18 protein-coding genes are annotated in these 17563 nt (G+C 49.0%); 14 read left to right on the top strand and 4 right to left on the bottom strand.

What is annotated here, in order from left to right; all coding sequences use genetic code 11:
• Positions 1-272: 272 nt before the first annotated feature.
• From M0R33_RS14870 to pilQ, 5 genes are read left to right on the top strand one after another with little or no spacing between them, the layout of a single operon-like run.
• Complete coding sequence (locus M0R33_RS14870) at positions 273-1334, top strand: pilus assembly protein PilM (protein WP_292570793.1); 1062 nt, start codon at positions 273-275, stop codon at positions 1332-1334.
• Positions 1334-1906, top strand: coding sequence for a PilN domain-containing protein (locus tag M0R33_RS14865; RefSeq protein ID WP_292570790.1), 573 nt, complete (start codon positions 1334-1336; stop codon positions 1904-1906). The genes M0R33_RS14870 and M0R33_RS14865 overlap by 1 nt, the downstream gene beginning before the upstream one ends.
• The gene (locus tag M0R33_RS14860; RefSeq protein ID WP_292570787.1) at positions 1903-2544 is read left to right on the top strand and encodes a type 4a pilus biogenesis protein PilO; all 642 of its coding nucleotides are present in this window, start codon (positions 1903-1905) and stop codon (positions 2542-2544) included. Before M0R33_RS14865 ends, M0R33_RS14860 begins: the two co-directional genes overlap by 4 nt.
• A complete protein-coding gene (locus M0R33_RS14855; RefSeq protein WP_292570784.1) occupies positions 2544-3098 on the top strand; it encodes a pilus assembly protein PilP in 555 nt (184 codons plus the stop codon). Before M0R33_RS14860 ends, M0R33_RS14855 begins: the two co-directional genes overlap by 1 nt.
• 14 nt (positions 3099-3112) lie before the next feature.
• Positions 3113-5377 carry a type IV pilus secretin family protein gene (gene pilQ, locus M0R33_RS14850; protein ID WP_292570781.1) on the top strand — a complete coding sequence of 755 codons (2265 nt, stop codon included), beginning with the start codon at positions 3113-3115 and terminating at the stop codon, positions 5375-5377.
• 152 nt (positions 5378-5529) lie between these two features.
• On the opposite strand, the gene M0R33_RS14845 is transcribed toward pilQ, so the two are convergent.
• The 3 genes from M0R33_RS14845 to M0R33_RS14835 are packed head-to-tail and all read right to left on the bottom strand — an operon-like array spanning position 5530 to position 7887.
• Entirely contained in the window at positions 5530-7038 is a 1509-nt protein-coding gene (locus M0R33_RS14845) for a YifB family Mg chelatase-like AAA ATPase (RefSeq protein WP_292570779.1), read from the bottom strand.
• 7 nt (positions 7039-7045) lie between these two features.
• Positions 7046-7297: an accessory factor UbiK family protein gene (locus M0R33_RS14840; RefSeq protein WP_292570776.1), complete on the bottom strand. Its 252-nt coding sequence runs from the start codon at positions 7295-7297 to the stop codon at positions 7046-7048.
• A 5-nt stretch (positions 7298-7302) separates the two neighbouring features.
• Positions 7303-7887: a MarR family winged helix-turn-helix transcriptional regulator gene (locus tag M0R33_RS14835; protein WP_292570773.1), complete on the bottom strand. Its 585-nt coding sequence runs from the start codon at positions 7885-7887 to the stop codon at positions 7303-7305.
• Positions 7888-8004: 117 nt separating this feature from the next.
• On the opposite strand from M0R33_RS14835, the gene M0R33_RS14830 reads away from it, so the two are divergent.
• The 3 genes from M0R33_RS14830 to M0R33_RS14820 all read left to right on the top strand — a co-directional run bounded on the left by M0R33_RS14830 (position 8005) and on the right by M0R33_RS14820 (position 11901).
• Complete coding sequence (locus tag M0R33_RS14830; protein WP_292570771.1) at positions 8005-8907, top strand: MoxR family ATPase; 903 nt, start codon at positions 8005-8007, stop codon at positions 8905-8907.
• 125 nt (positions 8908-9032) lie between these two features.
• On the top strand, positions 9033-9866 hold the full coding sequence (locus M0R33_RS14825; protein ID WP_366043960.1) for a DUF58 domain-containing protein: 834 nt from the start codon (positions 9033-9035) through the stop codon (positions 9864-9866).
• Between the two features lie 19 nt (positions 9867-9885).
• Positions 9886-11901, top strand: coding sequence for a DUF3488 and transglutaminase-like domain-containing protein (locus M0R33_RS14820; protein WP_292570766.1), 2016 nt, complete (start codon positions 9886-9888; stop codon positions 11899-11901).
• A 2-nt stretch (positions 11902-11903) separates the two neighbouring features.
• On the opposite strand, the gene M0R33_RS14815 is transcribed toward M0R33_RS14820, so the two are convergent.
• The gene (locus M0R33_RS14815; protein ID WP_292570764.1) at positions 11904-12161 is read right to left on the bottom strand and encodes a hypothetical protein; all 258 of its coding nucleotides are present in this window, start codon (positions 12159-12161) and stop codon (positions 11904-11906) included.
• A 104-nt stretch (positions 12162-12265) separates the two neighbouring features.
• Here M0R33_RS14815 and M0R33_RS14810 point away from each other — a divergent pair, with 104 nt between their 5' ends.
• The 6 genes from M0R33_RS14810 to M0R33_RS14785 all read left to right on the top strand — a co-directional run bounded on the left by M0R33_RS14810 (position 12266) and on the right by M0R33_RS14785 (position 17558).
• The gene (locus M0R33_RS14810) at positions 12266-13186 is read left to right on the top strand and encodes an SPFH domain-containing protein (RefSeq protein WP_292570763.1); all 921 of its coding nucleotides are present in this window, start codon (positions 12266-12268) and stop codon (positions 13184-13186) included.
• 3 nt (positions 13187-13189) lie between these two features.
• Positions 13190-13636 (top strand): NfeD family protein, encoded by a 447-nt coding sequence (locus M0R33_RS14805; RefSeq protein WP_292570761.1) that lies wholly within the window; start codon positions 13190-13192, stop codon positions 13634-13636.
• 155 nt (positions 13637-13791) lie between these two features.
• The gene (locus tag M0R33_RS14800) at positions 13792-14451 is read left to right on the top strand and encodes a response regulator (protein WP_292570759.1); all 660 of its coding nucleotides are present in this window, start codon (positions 13792-13794) and stop codon (positions 14449-14451) included.
• A gap of 4 nt (positions 14452-14455) precedes the next feature.
• Complete coding sequence (locus M0R33_RS14795) at positions 14456-15865, top strand: ATP-binding protein (RefSeq protein WP_292570757.1); 1410 nt, start codon at positions 14456-14458, stop codon at positions 15863-15865.
• A gap of 59 nt (positions 15866-15924) precedes the next feature.
• On the top strand, positions 15925-17163 hold the full coding sequence (locus tag M0R33_RS14790; protein WP_292570754.1) for a sialidase family protein: 1239 nt from the start codon (positions 15925-15927) through the stop codon (positions 17161-17163).
• 23 nt (positions 17164-17186) lie between these two features.
• A complete protein-coding gene (locus M0R33_RS14785; protein WP_292570751.1) occupies positions 17187-17558 on the top strand; it encodes a copper resistance CopC family protein in 372 nt (123 codons plus the stop codon).
• The last annotated feature ends 5 nt before the right edge of the window (positions 17559-17563 follow it).

Below are 17563 nucleotides of genomic sequence, written 5' to 3'. Positions count from 1 at the left end.
AAAGCCACTTGAATAGTGTTCCGATCAACCGTTTGGGTTTGGGCTCTTTCCTAATAGGCACAGGTTTTCAAATTTTAAAAGGGTTTAAATATTGCTAGCCAAAATACCTGCTTTTGATATCAAGAACAACTTAAAGTGTGAAATTACGGAATGGCCTACCTGTGAAAATTACAAAACCTATCTATACTTGCCGAACAGTAGGAGTCAGCAAGCATCTAATAGAGGCAATTGCAGGCCCATTTAAAATTACTAAGATTCAATAGGTTTCATTCATGAGCTGGTTTAACAGGAATCAGTCCGCTTTGCTTGGCATTGATATCAGTACCGCAGCGGTTAAATTGTTGGAGTTAAGTCGAACCGGCGCTCGCTTCAAAGTTGAAAGCTATGCGGTAGCGCCGCTACCGCAAGACGCGATTATTGATAAAAATATTACCAATGTTGAATTGATCGGCAATGCCATAAAGGCCGCCGTCAAGCAATCCGGAAGCAAGGCAAAGCGAGCTTGCGTTGCCGTTGCCGGATCATCGGTTATGACCAAAATCATATCCATGCCGGCGTCGCTCAACGATGCCGAAATGGAAGAACAGATCATGGTTGAAGCGGATCAATACATACCCTATTCGCTGGATGAAGTTAATCTTGATTTCGATGTGCAAGGCATTTCAAAGAACAACCCCGAGATGTTGGATGTGTTATTAGCTGCTTCACGTAGAGAAAACATTGAGGACCGGATTGAGGCTTTGGCATATGCCGGTTTAAAGGCGGCAATTGTGGATGTTGAGGCGTTCGCTATGGAAAATGCCTTTGCCCTGTTAGTTGATCAATTGCCTGAGAGAGTTGAAAACAAAACCGTGGCGATTGCCGATATCGGTGCCACCATGACTTCGTTGAATATCCTGCATGAAGGTAAAACCATTTACACCCGTGAACAGGGTTTTGGCGGCCGGCAGCTTACCGAGGAAATCCAACGACGTTACGGGTTGTCTTATGAAGAGGCTGGGCTTGCCAAGCGGCATGGCGGCTTGCCCGATAACTACATCCCCGACGTATTGGAGCCTTTTAAAAAGGCCATGCTGCAGCAGATTGCCCGGTCATTACAGTTTTTTGTCTCTTCTAGTGCTAATAGAGGCGTCGATGCATTAATTTTGGCGGGAGGCTGTGCTTCCATTGCAGGCTTGGAAAAGTTGGTTGAACGTGATTTGGGTATACCTTCATATATCGCTAACCCATTTATCAATATGGCGCTTTCCAACCGCGTCAAGCCACAGAGCTTAAGTAACGATACGCCTGCCATGATGATAGCTTGCGGTTTAGCGTTAAGGAGTTTCGATTAATGGCAAAAATTAACTTACTTCCATGGCGAGACGAGTTACGCAAGAAAAAACAACAGGATTTTGTGGCGGGAATTGGCGCCGCCGTATTAGGCACCGGATTGCTACTGATCTTGGTGTATATGTATATCGAGGGCTTAAAAGAGCACCAGAGATTCCGCAATCAGATGCTTAACAATGAAATCGCGGTGCTGGATAAGAAAATTGCGGAAATTAAAGATATCGAAGACAAGAAAAATAAGTTGTTGACCAAAATCGATGTTATTCAAAAATTGCAAGAAAGCCGGCCTGAAATCGTGCATTTGTTTGATGAACTGGCAAAAGTTACCCCAGAAGGCGTTTATCTAACCAAGTTCACCCAGCTTGAAGCTACGCTAACCTTGGACGGCAAGGCGGAATCGAATGCCCGGGTATCGGCCTATATGCGGGCTATCGACAACTCGCCCTGGCTCAATACCCCGGTTTTGAGCGTTATCAAAGGGGAAGGTAAAAATAATGGCGAAATGAACGATTTTTCCATGACAGCCAAACAAGGAAAAAAAGCGGATAACGATCAGGCTGGAGTAGCGCAATGAACCTATCTGAAGTGAATTGGGATATAAATGCAGCCGGTACTTGGCCTACCCCAATAAAAATTGCCGCAGCATGTATTGTGTCGTTGCTGGTCGTTATTGCCGATATTTATTACGTCAGCGTGCCACAGCTGGACGAACTCGAGGTTTTGGAAAAAGAAGAAGAAAGTCTGAAAGCTTCTTTTGAACGTAAGCAGAAAAAAGCCATTAATTTGCCAGATTACCGGGATCAGTTGGAACAAATTGAGTCATCTCTGGGGGATATGCTGAAACAGATGCCCACAAAAGCCGAAGTCGCCAATTTATTGGTGGATATTTCCCAGACAGGTTTGGCCAGTGGATTGGAGTTTAAGCTGTTTCAGCCCAGCGGAGAAGTACGCAAAGAGTTTTATTCCGAACTGCCGATTAATATTCAAGTGGTTGGTAAATATGAAGAGTTAGGCTTATTTGTGAGCGGCTTAGCTTCCTTGCCCAGGATTGTCACCGTCCACAATGTCAATATCGCGCCACTGACAGAAGACAGTAAAACCAGCAAAGACAATAAAGGCGCTATGGCTATGTCGGCCGTCATTAAAACCTACAATGAAGGCGCGCAAGGCGGCGTGACACCAGTCAGACCTAAAAGAAGAGGGAGCAGATGATGTCAGTAAAACCCATGTCATTAGCTTCTAACCAATCGTTAAGCCTGATATGTGTGGTCTTATCGGGATTGTTGACAGCCTGTGGCGGCGACGATGTGAGCGATTTAACTAAATTTATTCAGGATGTCAAAGCACGCCCCAAAGGGGCCATCGAACCTTTGCCCGAGAAAAAAATAGTCGAAAGCTTTGTATTCAAACCCGAAGGATTACGTGATCCTTTTCGACCTACCGAAAAGAATATGGACGACGCAAGCCTGGATGTTTCGGGTGTTAGTGGTATTCGTCCCGATACCGAGCGCAGAAAAGAAGAGCTGGAAGCTTTTTCACTGGATTCATTAAGAATGATGGGAACCTTGAAAGATCAGCGAGGGATATGGGGTTTAATCAGAGCCAAAGACGGGACAGTACACAGCGTTCAGGTAGGCAACCATATGGGACAAAATTACGGCAAGATTATTCGTATCCTCGAAGACAAAATTGAATTAATGGAGATCGTGCCCGATAAGCCGGGCACCTGGCGCGAACAACAAGCAACATTAGCATTGGCTGAGTAAAAAAGGTTACAGACATGAGTACTAAGCAAAACATTATGATGAGGAATTTACAGGGCCAGTTTGCTCGCCAGTGGCTGTTGATGTTGATGTTGACACTGCAGATTTTCTCAGTCTCAGCCGATGAGACTACGATCAATAATTTGGAGTTTTCAACATTGGCCGGCAATCAGCTGCAGATACAACTGGAGTTGAGTAGCGCTGTCGTAGAGCCGAAAATTTTTCAGACTGATAACCCGTCCAGGCTCGCTTTGGATTTTGAGGGTGTGAAAAGCAACTTGGCGAAAAAGAGTTTTCCGATTAATCAAGGTGCGGCGAACACAGTCTATGTGGTCGAGGCTTCGGGGAGGACGCGGGTAGTTATCAATCTGACGGAAAAAGTTCCTTATGAAACCAAAATTGACGGTCATAAATATTACATCGTATTGAAATCGGCGGGTTCGGTAGCCGCCGTCAATAAAATAATGCAAACCAGTGCTGCAAAAGAAAACGCACTCAGTCGTTTCCTGCCGGAACAATCGATCAAAAGTATCGACTTTAGACGCGGTCCAAATGGTGAAGGCCGATTATTGCTGGGATTGTCCACGCCCAACACGGTAGTGGATGCTAAACAAAGTGCCGGTAAGGTAGTCTTAAATTTTTTGAATACTAAAATCCCCGAGGCTTTGGTCAAAAGCTTCGATGTGGCGGACTTCGCCACGCCTGTGCAGAAAATTGAAGCCATGCCGCGAGGTGAAGGGGTCACTATTACCATAACTCCGAACAATCCTAATTATGATTATTCGTCATACCAGGCTGATAATTTGCTCACTGTAGAATTCAGGCCCATGACGCCCGCTGAAAAAGAGGCGCAGCTTAAAGAAAAAACCCCGTATATCGGTAGTAAGTTGTCCCTCAACTTCCAGGAAATCGATGTTAAAGCGGTATTAATGATACTTGCCGACCATATCAAAACCCAAGAAGGTAAGGAAATCAACATCATTACTACCGATTCCGTATCGGGATCAATTGCCTTGCATGTTAATGATGTGCCATGGGATCAGGTTTTGGATGTGGTAATGAAGCTGCGCGGGCTTTCCAAACGGGAAAATGGCAACGTTATTTTGATTGGACCCACCGAAGAAATTAAGGTATTGGAAGAAAAAGAGCTAGAAGCCAGAAAAGTTCAGGAAGAGCTCGAGCCGCTCAAAACGGAGAATATCCAGATCAACTACGCCAAAGCCGAAAACATTTGTGCCATTTTATTGGGTCGCAGTGTGTCGGCGGCGATGGCGGGGGCGTCAACTCAAGGTAGTAGTGGTGGGCGAGGTGGTAGCACAAGCGGGGTTAGCGGAGGGAGCGGCGGCGCATGTGGATCGACTACTGGTATGCAGTCAATAGGGCAAGTTGCTGGGGGCTCAGCTGGAACTGGTACTACTCAAAACATGAGGTTGTTATCCACCAGAGGGTCGGTGATAGCCGATGGAAGAACCAATGTGTTAATCATAAAGGATACCGCTACGCAACTCGAAGAAATTCATAAAATGATTGTCAAACTGGATATTCCCATAAGGCAGGTGATGATCGAGGCACGCGTGGTAATTGCCAGCACCACGTTTGCCCGCAATTTGGGAATGCGCTTCGGCGTTAATAGAAACAATAATCTCACCACTGCCGACAACGCCAGTTCGATGTTGAGTAATCTTGGTTATACGCTGGCCGCGGCCAGCCCGCCGGGCGCATTGGCATTTACCTTGGCCAGCGGTGCCAACTACTTATTGAGTCTGGAGATTGATGCCTTGCAAACTGAAGGCAAGGGGCAGCAATTGTCCAATCCACGTGTGTTGACGTCTAATCTTCAAACGGCTCACATCGAACAAGGTACGCAAATTCCTTTCCAGTCTTCATCGGCGAACACCGGTCCCGTGACCGAATTTATAAACGCGACTTTGGTAATGGATGTTACTCCGCAAATTACCCCGAACGGTAGTATTATCATGGACATTGAAGTCCAAAAAGACGCACCCGGTACGGCGGTACCTACGGGAACCGGTACGGCGCTTCAAATTGAAAAGAAAAACGTCAAAACCAGCGTACAAGTGGAGGATGGAGAAACTGTTGTGCTGGGTGGGGTTTACGAGGCTAACCTAGACATGACCAAGCAAAAAGTCCCTTGGTTTGGCGACTTGCCGTTGTTTGGTTGGCTATTTACGCCGTCAGACAATGTGAATCGTGATGACAAAACCGAGTTGTTGATTTTTGTAACTCCCAAGGTGGTTAAACCTAATTCGACCGCAAACTGAGTATTTGCCTTACCGTCAGCGTGCTGGCGCGGAGTTCCCATCGGAGTTCGAGTATCTCGGTATAGCTCGACAGGTTTGATATTGAAGACTTTCCGATCGGGCGGGAATTTTCGGTGGGTAACAGGCGCTTCTTATTGGTGGCACCCAGTTACTTACCGAGTTCGATCCAGTTTTCGATAGCCTATCGCTTCGCTCAAATGCTTAATTTCTATGGTTTCGGAGCCAGTTAGATCGGCAATGCTGCGAGCCAGTTTTAGAATACGGTGATAGGCTCTATGGGACAGGCCAAATTTTTCTAAGGCTTGTTCCAGCAGGCTATGACCAGCTTCGGTCAGTTCGCAATATACGTTTACTTCTTTGGCATTAAGCTCGGAATTCGTTTTGCCTTGGCGCCGATAAGCGATTTGTCTGGCAGCTATTACGCGATCACGTATTACTTGACTGCTTTCTTCGCCTTCCTTGGCGCCTTTTCTCAAAACATCCAGAGCCACACGCGGCACTTCCAGATGCATATCGATTCTGTCCAGTAATGGTCCGGAAACGCGGGCCCGATAGCGAGCAACTTGTTCAGAGCTGCAATGGCAGCGGCCGGATGCGTCGCCGAGATAGCCGCAAGGGCAAGGGTTCATGGCGGCAATCAGTTGGAACCGGGCCGGAAAATCGGCCTGGCGGTTGGCGCGGGAGATAGTGATATGCCCTGTTTCCAAAGGTTCCCGTAGCACCTCTAAAACTTTTCGATCGAATTCAGGTAGCTCGTCTAAAAATAAGGCGCCGTGATGGGATAAGGATATTTCACCCGGTTTCGGGTTACTGCCGCCGCCGACCAATGCCGCTGCGGAAGCGGTGTGATGAGGCGAGCGAAAGGGGGGTTTTCGCCATCGGCTGATATCAAAACCCTGGTCGCTGATGGAGGCAATAGCAGCTGTTTCTTGTGCTTGTTGTTCGCTTAGCTCCGGCAATATGGTAGGCAGACGGGCCGCCAGCATCGATTTACCGGTGCCGGGTGGTCCAAGCAGCAATATATTGTGAGCGCCAGCGGCTGCGATTTCGAAAGCCCGCTTGACGTGAAATTGGCCGTGTACATCGGCAAAATCAATATCAAATTGCGATTCCGGAATAGCAATAAGCGGCTTTGCCAGAGGAATTTGGCTTTGTCCGGTCAAATGCGCGCAAACCTCCAGCAAATGATGAGCAGGCAAAAGCTGTGCGTCGTTAATCAAGCCGGCTTCATCGGCGCAGCCAACAGGCAAGATCAGTTGCCTGTTGGCGTTGCGCGCGTGTATGGCTACCGGCAAAGCGCCGGCAATGGGCCGTAGCTCACCGCCTAAAGAAAGTTCGCCCACGCATTCATATTGAGCCAGATTGTCCCTGGGTATTTGCCCGGAGGCGGCCAAAATGCCTAGGGCTATTGCCAAGTCAAACCGTCCGCCTTCCTTGGGTAAATCGGCAGGGGCTAGATTGATGGTGATGCGCTGAAATGGAAACTCGAACCGCGAATTGAGAATTGCCCCTCGCACCCGGTCTTTGCTTTCTTTAACAGCCGTTTCGGGCAGGCCGACGATGTTAAGCGCCGGCAACCCGTTACTAACATGAACTTCAACGGTCACTAGCGGTGCATCGATGCCGGAGCGTCCCCGGCTAAAGACAACAGCCAGTGACATCGTATCGTTACTCTGGCGCTATTTGTTTTTCGAGTTCGACGACCCGTTTTTCCAAATCTTCTAGACGGGCACGGGTTTTGGACAGCACGGCTTTTTGCACTTCAAATTCCTCGCGGCTAACCAAATCCAGTTTGGATAAGGCGCTTTGCAGCAAGGCGTGGACGTTTTTCTCCATATCGTCTTTGAAGTTGTTTAAGCCCGGTGGAATGGCGCTAGCTATTCGGTCGGCAATATTGTCTATGGATTTTGGATCGAACATGGTTATTACTCTTGGTTTATGAAGGAGTTGAATTTTGGAATATGGTCACGGCATATTTTATCTGTGTCGTCGCGCTCCAGGTCTTCGTCGGTTAAGCCGCACTGATAATGATGCTCGACCACTCTAAAATGATCGCAGGTCCGGCACATGCCGAAACTTTTACTTTGATTGACTTTTTGTAATAAACCCAACGTTGCTTGCAAGGCGTTTTCGATATTATCGAACTCCTGGTGACTGATTTTATGTTCCGCGTGCTTAAACATGTCCAAGGGTTTTAACTCATCGACCAAAGCCAAGCCTGTTTCGGTCAAGCTTAAATGCACGACGCGGCCGTCGAGGCTGTCAGTGGTTTTCTGAAGGTAACGTTTGCGCTCCAGAATCTGTATGCTTTGAGAAACAGTACCTTTGGTTAAACCCAGGTAGTCGGCAACAGATGCGTGGGTGTTACTATATTTGTTACATTTGGCCAGATACTCCAGAACCTGGCCATGAACCGGCTGCAAACCAATAGCGGCGTATTTTTTACGCTCTTCCGAGCGTAATAGCGAACTGATGCGTTCGATCAGCTTAAAGGTTTCTAATTCATGCATTGCTATAATTTTAGCATAAGCATCGAACATTACTTGGAAATGCGCATGTATAAGGCGTTTGCACTACTCTACTTTCTCAGGTCACAATAAAACAACTAATTGACTAGCCGGCTAATTATGCATCACGCACTTCATCAACTACTCGCTTGCGCCGATACCGTCATTTTAGGTAAACAGCAGCAAATTCGTTTGGCCGTCTGCTGTTTGTTGGCCAAAGGCCATTTGCTGATAGAAGACATTCCCGGAGTCGGCAAAACCACGCTTTCGCATACGCTAGCGCATTTGTTCGGCCTGGCATATCAGCGGATACAATTTACCAGTGATATTTTGCCCGCCGACATTATCGGTTCATCGGTGTTCGACAGCCAACAAAACAGTTTTACTTTTCACTCCGGGCCATTATTTAATCAAATGATCTTGGCGGATGAAATCAATCGAGCTACCCCAAAGGCGCAAAGCGCATTGCTGGAGGCGATGGAAGAAAGACAGGTTACGGTCGAGGGCCAAACTTATCGCTTACCCGAACCGTTTTTTGTCATAGCGACCCAAAACCCGTCCTATCAGATCGGCACCTTTCCATTGCCGGAGTCGCAATTGGACCGATTTTTGATGCGGATTGAGTTGGGATACCCCAGCCGGCAGGCCGAGCGGGAACTGCTGATGGGACAGCCTCGACATAGTTTGATCAAAAGCCTGCCGGTTTATTTGCCTGACGAACAGTTGGCGGCGCTGCAGCATGAGGTCAGTCAGGTGCATGTGGCGCCGGCATTATTGGATTATGTGCTCTCTATCATCGAGTTTACCCGGCAGAGTGACTATCCTTGCGGGCTGTCGCCACGGGCGGGGTTATCGTTGTTGGCGGCAGCCAAAGCCTGGGCATTCATGGATCAACGCCAGGCTGTGTTGCCGGAAGATGTGCAAGCGGTTTTGCCGGCGGTTGCGGCGCATCGATTGCTGGCAGCTAGTCATGATTCGGCAGCCACTGTGGCCCCTATTCTGCAACAGGTGGCCGTCTTTTGACTTCCCGGCGATTACCTTTGAAACAACGGTTTAAATTGAGCCGATTTATTCGAGGAGAAGCGCCTACTGCTGGGCCGATTAGTTTAAATCAACGGCGGGTATTTATCCTGCCTACGCAAAGGGGTATGGTTTTTGTCGTCCTGGTTGCGTTGGTATTGTTGATTGCCTTTGTTTATAACAACAATCTGGCTTATATGTTGGGCTTTTTACTGGCCAGTATTTTTTTTGTGACTATTTTGCATAGCTTCAATGCTCTGTCCGGATTGGTGGTGCGGGCGGGGGCTAATTCGCCGGTGTTTGTCGGTGAAAAAGCAGCCTTTAATTTCGTGATTCATAATCCCACTAATCGGCAACGCCTGGCGTTGGATATTCGGCTACAGAACATTAGAGAGATTAGTCTAAAGCCACATGAGACTCAGACGGTATCTTTGCCAATGGATGCGAAAAAGCGCGGCTGGTTGGCTTGCAACACTTTAATCTTGTCCAGCGGTTATCCGTTGGGATTATTTCGGGCTTGGTCGCCGTTACGCTTTGATAGCCGGGTGCTGATTTACCCCTGTCCCGCCAAGTTGGATTTGGCATTTCCCGAAACCGCCGCCGGACAGGGTCAGCAAGGACAGTCCAAACGGGGCGGTGATGAGTTTTACGGTTTGAAGTCGTATCAAAGTGGCGATCCAATACGGCAGATTCATTGGAAAGCGTATGCCAAAGGCCGTGGTTTGCACAGCAAGCAATACGCAGGTACCGCAAGTACTGAGTTTTGGCTGGATTATGATGAAACGCCTGGCAGCGATATCGAAGCACGACTTAGTCAATTATGCCGTTGGATAATAGATGCCGAACGGGCGGGTTTTCGCTACGGTTTGGCTTTGCCGAGCGTCAAGTTGGCTCCGGATAACGGAAGTTCCCATTGGCAGGCCTGTTTGCGTGAACTGGCCTTGTTTGGATTAAGTTCGTAATGGATTTTCGGTTGAATTAATGATGGATGCCAAGGCGGTTGCCCCAACAAAATTGCACTTCGATAGCCGAGGGATTGCTGATAACGCGCTTAACTCGCGCAGCCTCAATTTTTTGCTGGGTTCCATCGCTTTGATCACTCTGCCGCATGCCGGGCATATTCCCCCACCTATATTCGGCTTTTTCGCGATTTTACTGATATGGCGGTTAGCAGGCGTTTGGTATCGCCACTGGCTGCCGAATCGATGGTTGTTGTTTTTGTTGACGATATTGGGCATTGTGCTGCTGATAGCTCAACATCGTGGGGTGTTTGGGCGCGATGCGGGCACGGCATTGTTTGTAGTGGCGCTGGGCCTAAAGCTGATGGAAATTCACAGCAAACGCGATGTGTTTTTAATCGTGTACTTGGCATTTATTGTGGCCGCCTCTCAGTTTTTATACGAACAAAGCATTCTGATGGCGGGTTATATTCTGTTGGTCTGTGCGGTGTTATTGGCAACCTTGATCACTCAAAATGCCACACATGTGCAAACGCAAGCGGCGCTTAAAACGTCTGCCACCATCATGTTGCAGGCGTTACCAATGGCAATGGTGATTTTTGTATTGTTTCCGCGCTTGGAAGCGCCGCGCTGGATGTGGCTGGCAGACGATAATAAAGCACTTTCCGGCTTGAGTGATGTCTTGGAGCCTGGCTCCATCAGCGATTTGAGTTTATCCGATGAGCTGGTGTTCAGAGTGCGGTTCGACGGCAATGTGCCGCCGCCCGTCCTGCGTTACTGGCGTGGCCCGGTCTATGCGAATACCGACGGCGTGCATTGGACCAAAGACTCAAATCATAATCAGCCAACCCAGCCTGTTGATTTCAGTGGTGATGCGTTTCATTACACCTTATTGATGGAGCCTCAGAAACAAAATTGGGTGTTCGGGATGGATATGCCGGAAAGTTTCGATACCAGCTTGCATCGAAACGATACCTTCCAGTTGCTGTCCAACAAAAGGCCGGCCGACCGAGCCGAATACAAAATCGTCTCCCGGCCTGCCTATAACACAGGCCCAATATCGCCGACCGATTATCGGCGCAATTTGCAACTACCGGCAGCGGCAACCGATAAACAGCAGGCATTAGTTAACAAGTTACGGGGTTTCGACGGCCGGCCAGAACAGTTCATCCAAAATTTGTTGAACTATTTCAGGGAAGAAAAGTTTTATTACACCCTCTCCCCGCCCCTGATGCCGGACAATCCCATCGATACCTTTTTATTCGAAACCCGCAGCGGATTTTGCAGCCATTACGCAACCGCGTTTGTGTATTTGTTGCGAATTGCCAAGATTCCGGCCCGCGTAGTCGGCGGCTATCAGGGCGGCGAATTTAACAAAGTCGGCGGGTTTTTGGAAGTGCGGCAGGCCGATGCGCACGCCTGGGCCGAAGTTTGGCTGGAAAATAAAGGCTGGGTCAGATTCGACCCCACGGCCGCAATTGCGCCGGAACGTGTTGAGCGTGGGGTAAATGTGGATTTGCAAGTCGCTAGCGGGGCGGTGAATTTCGGCCCGCTCATCAACGAATCGGCGGCATTAAACTGGCTAAAACGCAGTCGGCAGCTATGGCAGAGTATCGATTATAACTGGCAACGGTGGGTTATTAATTATAATGGCGCTAATCAAATGCAGTTTTTGCAAGCACTGGGCATAGACGGTATCGCCGCGCTAGCCAAATGGCTGGTCGGTAGTCTAATAATAGTTACCCTGCCGTTGGCTTGGTGGTTATTGAAACAACCTAAAAAACCGGCCGACAAAACGTTATTGATTTATCGGCGCTTTTGTAACAAGCTGGCTAAAACGGGTGCTGCAATCAGGCCGGGCGAAGGGGCAAAAGACTTTGCTGAGCGCGCCAAAAAACAGTGTCCCGAAATGGCGGCACAGATTGATCAAATCACAGCGCTGTTTATCCGGCTGCGTTATCAATCCGATGCAAGGGACGGTGATTTGCAAAGGTTGAAAACGCTTGTTGGAGGCTTGGTGGTCAAGAAAGTAATTTAAGCCTAATGCAAGTCGGGTACTTCCGAGCTAGGTGTGGCCTGTTGCTTACTGAGTTGGGCCTTTTCCTGTTGCATTTGCTTGTTGCCCTCGCCGAACATGACGGCAGCGGCCATGAACAAAATGGCCGAAATCATAATAACGGGCAGGCGACCGGGTTTATCCATCCATAACAATATCCATTTGGGTTTGAACATGCCGACACCCAGCACTATCAGGGAAAGAATAAAGACGTTAAAGGCATAATAAATCAGGGTATTCATGAATTGGGTCCTATAACCAGCAAGTTTAAGAGGGATGCATTATTATTAGTCGAGTGACAGTTTGCAATAAACAATAATTTCAATTGGAAAATTTAGGAGGCGCTATGGGCGGCTTTGGCTTGTTTGTAACCATGCTGTTTGTATTTGCAGTGTTGTTGGTGTTTATGAGTGTCAAGTCCGTGCCGCAAGGCATGGAGTATACCGTTGAACGCTTTGGTAAATACACCAATACCCTGACCCCGGGCTTGAATATCATTATGCCTATCATCGATAGGATAGGTCGAAAATTAAATGTGATGGAGCAGGTGTTGGATGTGCCGTCCCAGGAGGTGATAACCAAGGATAATGCCATGGTGCGTGTCGACGGGGTGGTATTTTACCAAATCATGGACGCAGCCAAGGCAGCCTATGAAATTACCTACCTGGATATGGCCATCATCAATTTGGTGATGACCAACATCCGTACCGTGATGGGTTCGATGGATCTCGACGAACTGCTGTCGCGTAGGGATGAAATCAACGCCCGCCTGTTAAATGTGGTCGACGAGGCTACTTCGCCTTGGGGTATAAAGGTGACGCGCATCGAAATCAAGGATATTGCTCCACCCAAGGACTTGGTCGATTCAATGGCCCGGCAAATGAAGGCCGAGCGGGAAAAACGCGCACAGATTCTGGAAGCGGAAGGCATGCGGCAGGCGGAAATTCTGAAAGCCGAAGGCTTAAAACAAGGCGCGATACTGGATGCGGAAGGTCGAAAGGAAGCCGCATTCCGCGATGCCGAAGCCAGAGAACGGTTAGCCGAAGCCGAAGCTCGGGCTACTGCCATGGTTTCGGAGGCCATTGCCAAGGGCGATGTGCAAGCCATCAATTACTTCGTGGCGCAAAAATACATCGAATCCTTGAAAGACGTAGCCACTGCCAACAATAGCAAACTGATCTTTATGCCCTTGGAAGCCTCCAGCGTGATCGGTGCGTTGGGCGGTATCGGCGAATTGGCCAAAGAAGCGCTGGCGAAAAAGGGCTGAGCCATGGCCGAGCAAGACGTGGTGTTTTGGTATTGGTGGGTGCTGGCGGTCGGTTTTCTGGCGTTGGAAATTGTGGTTACCGGCTTCTTTTTTCTATGGCTATCGGTTGCGGCGTTCATCGTCGGGGCGGTATTACTGTTGATGCCGTCTACAAGCTTTGAAGTGCAGTTGTTTCTGTTTTCCGTGCTGGCCGTGTCATCGCTACTAGGATGGCGAAAATATGCCCGCACCCGTGAAGTTGATCAGACCGACCACCCGTTTCTGAATAAACGCGGCGCGCAGTACATCGGAAGGACTTTCGAAATGGTTACGCCGATAAAAAATGGTCAGGGAAAAATCAAGGTAGGCGATAGCTTGTGGTTGGTAAGGGGCGAGGATTGCCCGTTAGGCTCGAAAGTTAAAGTGGTGGCGGTGAAGGGGACGGTGTTTGAGGTAGAAGTTTGCCGGTAGCTATGCGGTTCTAGTAGCGGCTTTTCTTTGATATTTGTTAACCCGTCAATTCGAGGGGTAGCCGCTACTTAACTCGCCGATGGCATTAAAGCCGTAACTTTCCTTGCTACAATGTGCCGCATCTAAATCATTAGGCTGAATTCAGTTAATACATTATGCGATTGTTATTGGTAGAAGACGATGCCATTCTGGGCGATGGCCTGAAGGCGGGCTTGACCTTGGAAGGTTATGCGGTGGACTGGCTGACCGATGGGGCTCAAGCCGACGAGGCATTGAAGCTGAATCATTACGATTTGATCGTGCTGGACTTGAACCTGCCGCGGATGGATGGCATGAGTGTGTTAAAGAGTTTGCGCAAACGTAAGGACAGCACGCCGGTTTTAGTATTGACAGCGCGTGACGGGGTGTCGGAACGGGTGGCTGGGCTGGACAACGGCGCCGATGATTTCGTCTGCAAGCCGTTCGATTTGACCGAGGTTTGTGCCAGGTTGCGCGCACTTGCCCGCCGCAATGAAGGTCATGGTTTACCGGTGCTGGAGCATAAAGGTGTGAGTATAGACCCGGCTGCCCACCAGGTGTTTTATCGCGGTGCGGCGGTGGAGTTGTCGCAAAAAGAATATGAGATTTTGAATTATCTGATGACCCATATCGGACATGTCACCTCCCGTGCCAGACTGGAAGAAGCTTTGTATGCCTGGGGGTCGGAAGTGGAAAGTAATGCCGTTGAGGTGCATATTCATCATTTGCGTAAAAAGCTGGATGCCAATCTAATCCGCACCATACGTGGGGTGGGTTATATCGTCGACGAAAACTAGGGGTATGCGGCTCAAGTTTCGCCCGCGATCGCTGAAAAAACAACTACTGTTTTTTCTGTTGTCCTCCCTGCTATTGGTATGGGGGGCGACCGTCTACGTCAGCTATCAGCAAACCCGAGACGAAATCACTAAATTGTTCAATGCAGAATTGGCGCAATCGGCGCGGGTAGTGCATGCATTTGTCGAGAATTTGTTGCAGCAGCGCCGCTTGACCAAACTATGGGATCAGGATAAATCGCCGGACCTGTTTTACATGCCGATTCTCGGGCACAAATATGAGCGTAAAATTGCCTTTCAGTTGCGTTCGGTCAAGGAAGGCGTGGTATTGCGCTCGGAAAGCGCGCCGGAATTTGCGTTGTCCCTGACCCGAAACGGGTACAGCGAAACCTTGATAAACAACCATGTCTGGCATGTGTTTAGTATCGGCACCGAAAATGGCGATTATGTGATACATGTTGGCCAGCGCGACGATATTCGCCGCGAGTTGATTGAGTCTTTGGCCAATCAGCAGTTGCTGGCCATGCTGCTGGCTTTTCCGGTATTGGGTCTGGTGATTTGGCTGATTGTCAGCCGTACTTTACGGCCAGTCGTTCAGCTTAAGGAGCAGTTGGCTTCGCGGGAAGTGGGTTATTTGCAGCCCTTGTCGCTCGACAAATTACCCGAGGAAGTGGTGCCCATGGTGGAGCAGATCAACACCTTGTTTGTACTGCTGGAACAGGCTTTTGCCAACGAGCGTAATTTCACCTCGGATGCTTCCCATGAGCTTAAAACGCCACTGGCTGGGTTGATGACACAGTTACAGGTGGCGCAAAAGACCAAGGATGCCGCCATGCGTGGTCAGGCGCTGCAGAAGTGCCAGCAGGCCGTTCTGCGCATGACTCATATGGTGCAACAACTGTTAACTCTGTCAAGAGTTCAGCATCAAAATGTACAGCTCGGCAAGCAATGGGTGAATCTCAATCAAGCCATGATTGCCGTGATTGCCGAAATTGAATTTTCAGCGCACGAAAAAAACATCGAAATCGAATTGCAAGGCGATGATGGCATAGCTATACAGGCGAATTCACAGCTATTGAATATCTTATTCCGTAATTTAATCGATAACGCCATTAAATATACGCCGGCTGACGGCAGAGTGAGTGTGACTTTGCTACGTGAGGTTAAACAGGTAAGGGTGTTAATTGAAGACAGCGGTCCGGGCGTTGCGGACGAGGACTATGCGCGGATTACCCATCGCTTTTTTCGTTGCGTGGATACCGCTCAAGCCGCTGAAGGTAGCGGACTTGGTTTGTCGATTGTCACGCGCATCATCCGGCTGCACGATGCGGATATTGACTTTTCAAAGGCGCAATTGGGAGGCTTAAAAGTTTCGTTACGATTCGATTTGCCAAAATCAGCCCTTAAAACCAATTAAAATTCAGCTTTTAGATTCGTTATGATGTACTCAGCGGTTGTTTTTTCAGTGGTTTTTAGATGTCGAATTTAACGTTGCCGAAAGTGCATAAAGTTTTGCTGATTTTGCTGATTTTGAGCCAGCCGGCCTGTGGTCGCTTGTTCAGCGGCTCAAATAGTGCAAACCCGGTTGGGGATATTACTGTTGTATATCCCTTAGGGCAGCAGTTTGCCGGGCAAAATCTGCTCGGCTTTGACGTCTATAACGAAGATGGCACCTTACACGCACTGGTTGCTGTAGCAACGGCTCAGCCTAAACAGCCTTATATCGCTTATTTGCGTTCCGATGATGGCGGATTGAACTGGTCTAATCCGATCGAGGTCGGGCAATATGCAACGGGGACAGTAGAATCCGGAGCCGGTAACGATGTGCAGATAGCGGCGTTCGGTAGTTCGTTGATGGTAATTTGGCAAGTGACCGGTGAGATTCCGGGTATGGGGCCTTTGCAAGCGGTTTATTCTCAGGATGGGGGGCGGTCTTGGGCGTTGGGGGCGAATCCTACGGCGAGTGAAGTGGATCAATCCCACTCTGATCTGGTGGCTGATCAAACAGGCCGGTTCCATTTGGTCTGGCTGGATGATCGCGACGAAAACGGCCATCAGGGGCTGAGGTATGCCCGTAGTTCCGATCTTGGCCGGCGGTGGGAGATGGTGCAAACCATAGATGAGTCTACTTGTTCCTGTTGCTGGAATCGTTTATCGGTTGGTTTTGATGGACAGCTAAATGTGCTTTATAGGGATATGGAACCGCGCGATATGGCGCTGGCGCAGTCGTCGGATGCCGGACAAACCTGGCGGCGTATTAGCGCGGTCGGCGAATTTAACTGGATATTCGATGGTTGTCCGCACAACGGCGGTGCCTTGGCTTGGGGTGGGGGGCAAACTTGGCATGGCTTGGTTTGGACCGGTGCCGAAAATCAAGCCGGCCTGTATTATGTGCGGTCCACGAATAACGGGAGTAGTTGGTCGAAACCGCAAGCCATGGGCGAAGAAAGCCTGGCCTTCCATAGCGATATTACGGTTATGGGAGCAGAGCATTTGCTGGCTATTTGGGATGCCGTGGGGCCGAGCGGATCCGCGGTTATAATCAGCGAGTCTTTCGATCATGGCGAGCATTGGTCGAATGCCAGGCGGATTTCCGTGCTGGGTAGTTCGGCGGCATTTCCTCGAGTTGTTGCTACCCGGTTCGGAGCGTTGGCAATGTGGATTGAGCAAAAACCGGGGGCGGCCAAGCAATGGGTAGCTGCGTTACTAAAATAATTTTAATCATTGAAGAGATTGTCATGCCTAAATTAACAACACTACTAAAACCCTTGCTCTTGTTTACTATGCTATTGATTCCGATTGCAGCTTCGGCGCATGCGATTTTGGTTAAATCACAGCCAGCCAAAGACGAAGAAGTCACGGAGGCGCCGAAGCAGATCGATTTGTGGTTCAACGACCCAGTCAGAAGTGAATATAAGGCGTTGGCGGTGATCGATAGCGATGGCAAGCGGGTTGATAAGCGAGACGTTGAACAAGATTTGCTGGATGGCTCGCATATTCATGCCGGTGTTGAAGATTTGCAGCCCGGCACGTATACCATACGCTATCGGGTAGTTTCGCAAGATACCCATATCGTCACCGGCAAATTTCAATTTACCGTAAAACCTTAATATAG

It is taken from the genome of Methylomonas sp. (genome assembly GCF_023228165.1).
Taxonomy (GTDB): Bacteria; Pseudomonadota; Gammaproteobacteria; order Methylococcales; family Methylomonadaceae; genus Methylomonas.
This window is presented reverse-complemented; position numbering and strand designations above follow the sequence as displayed.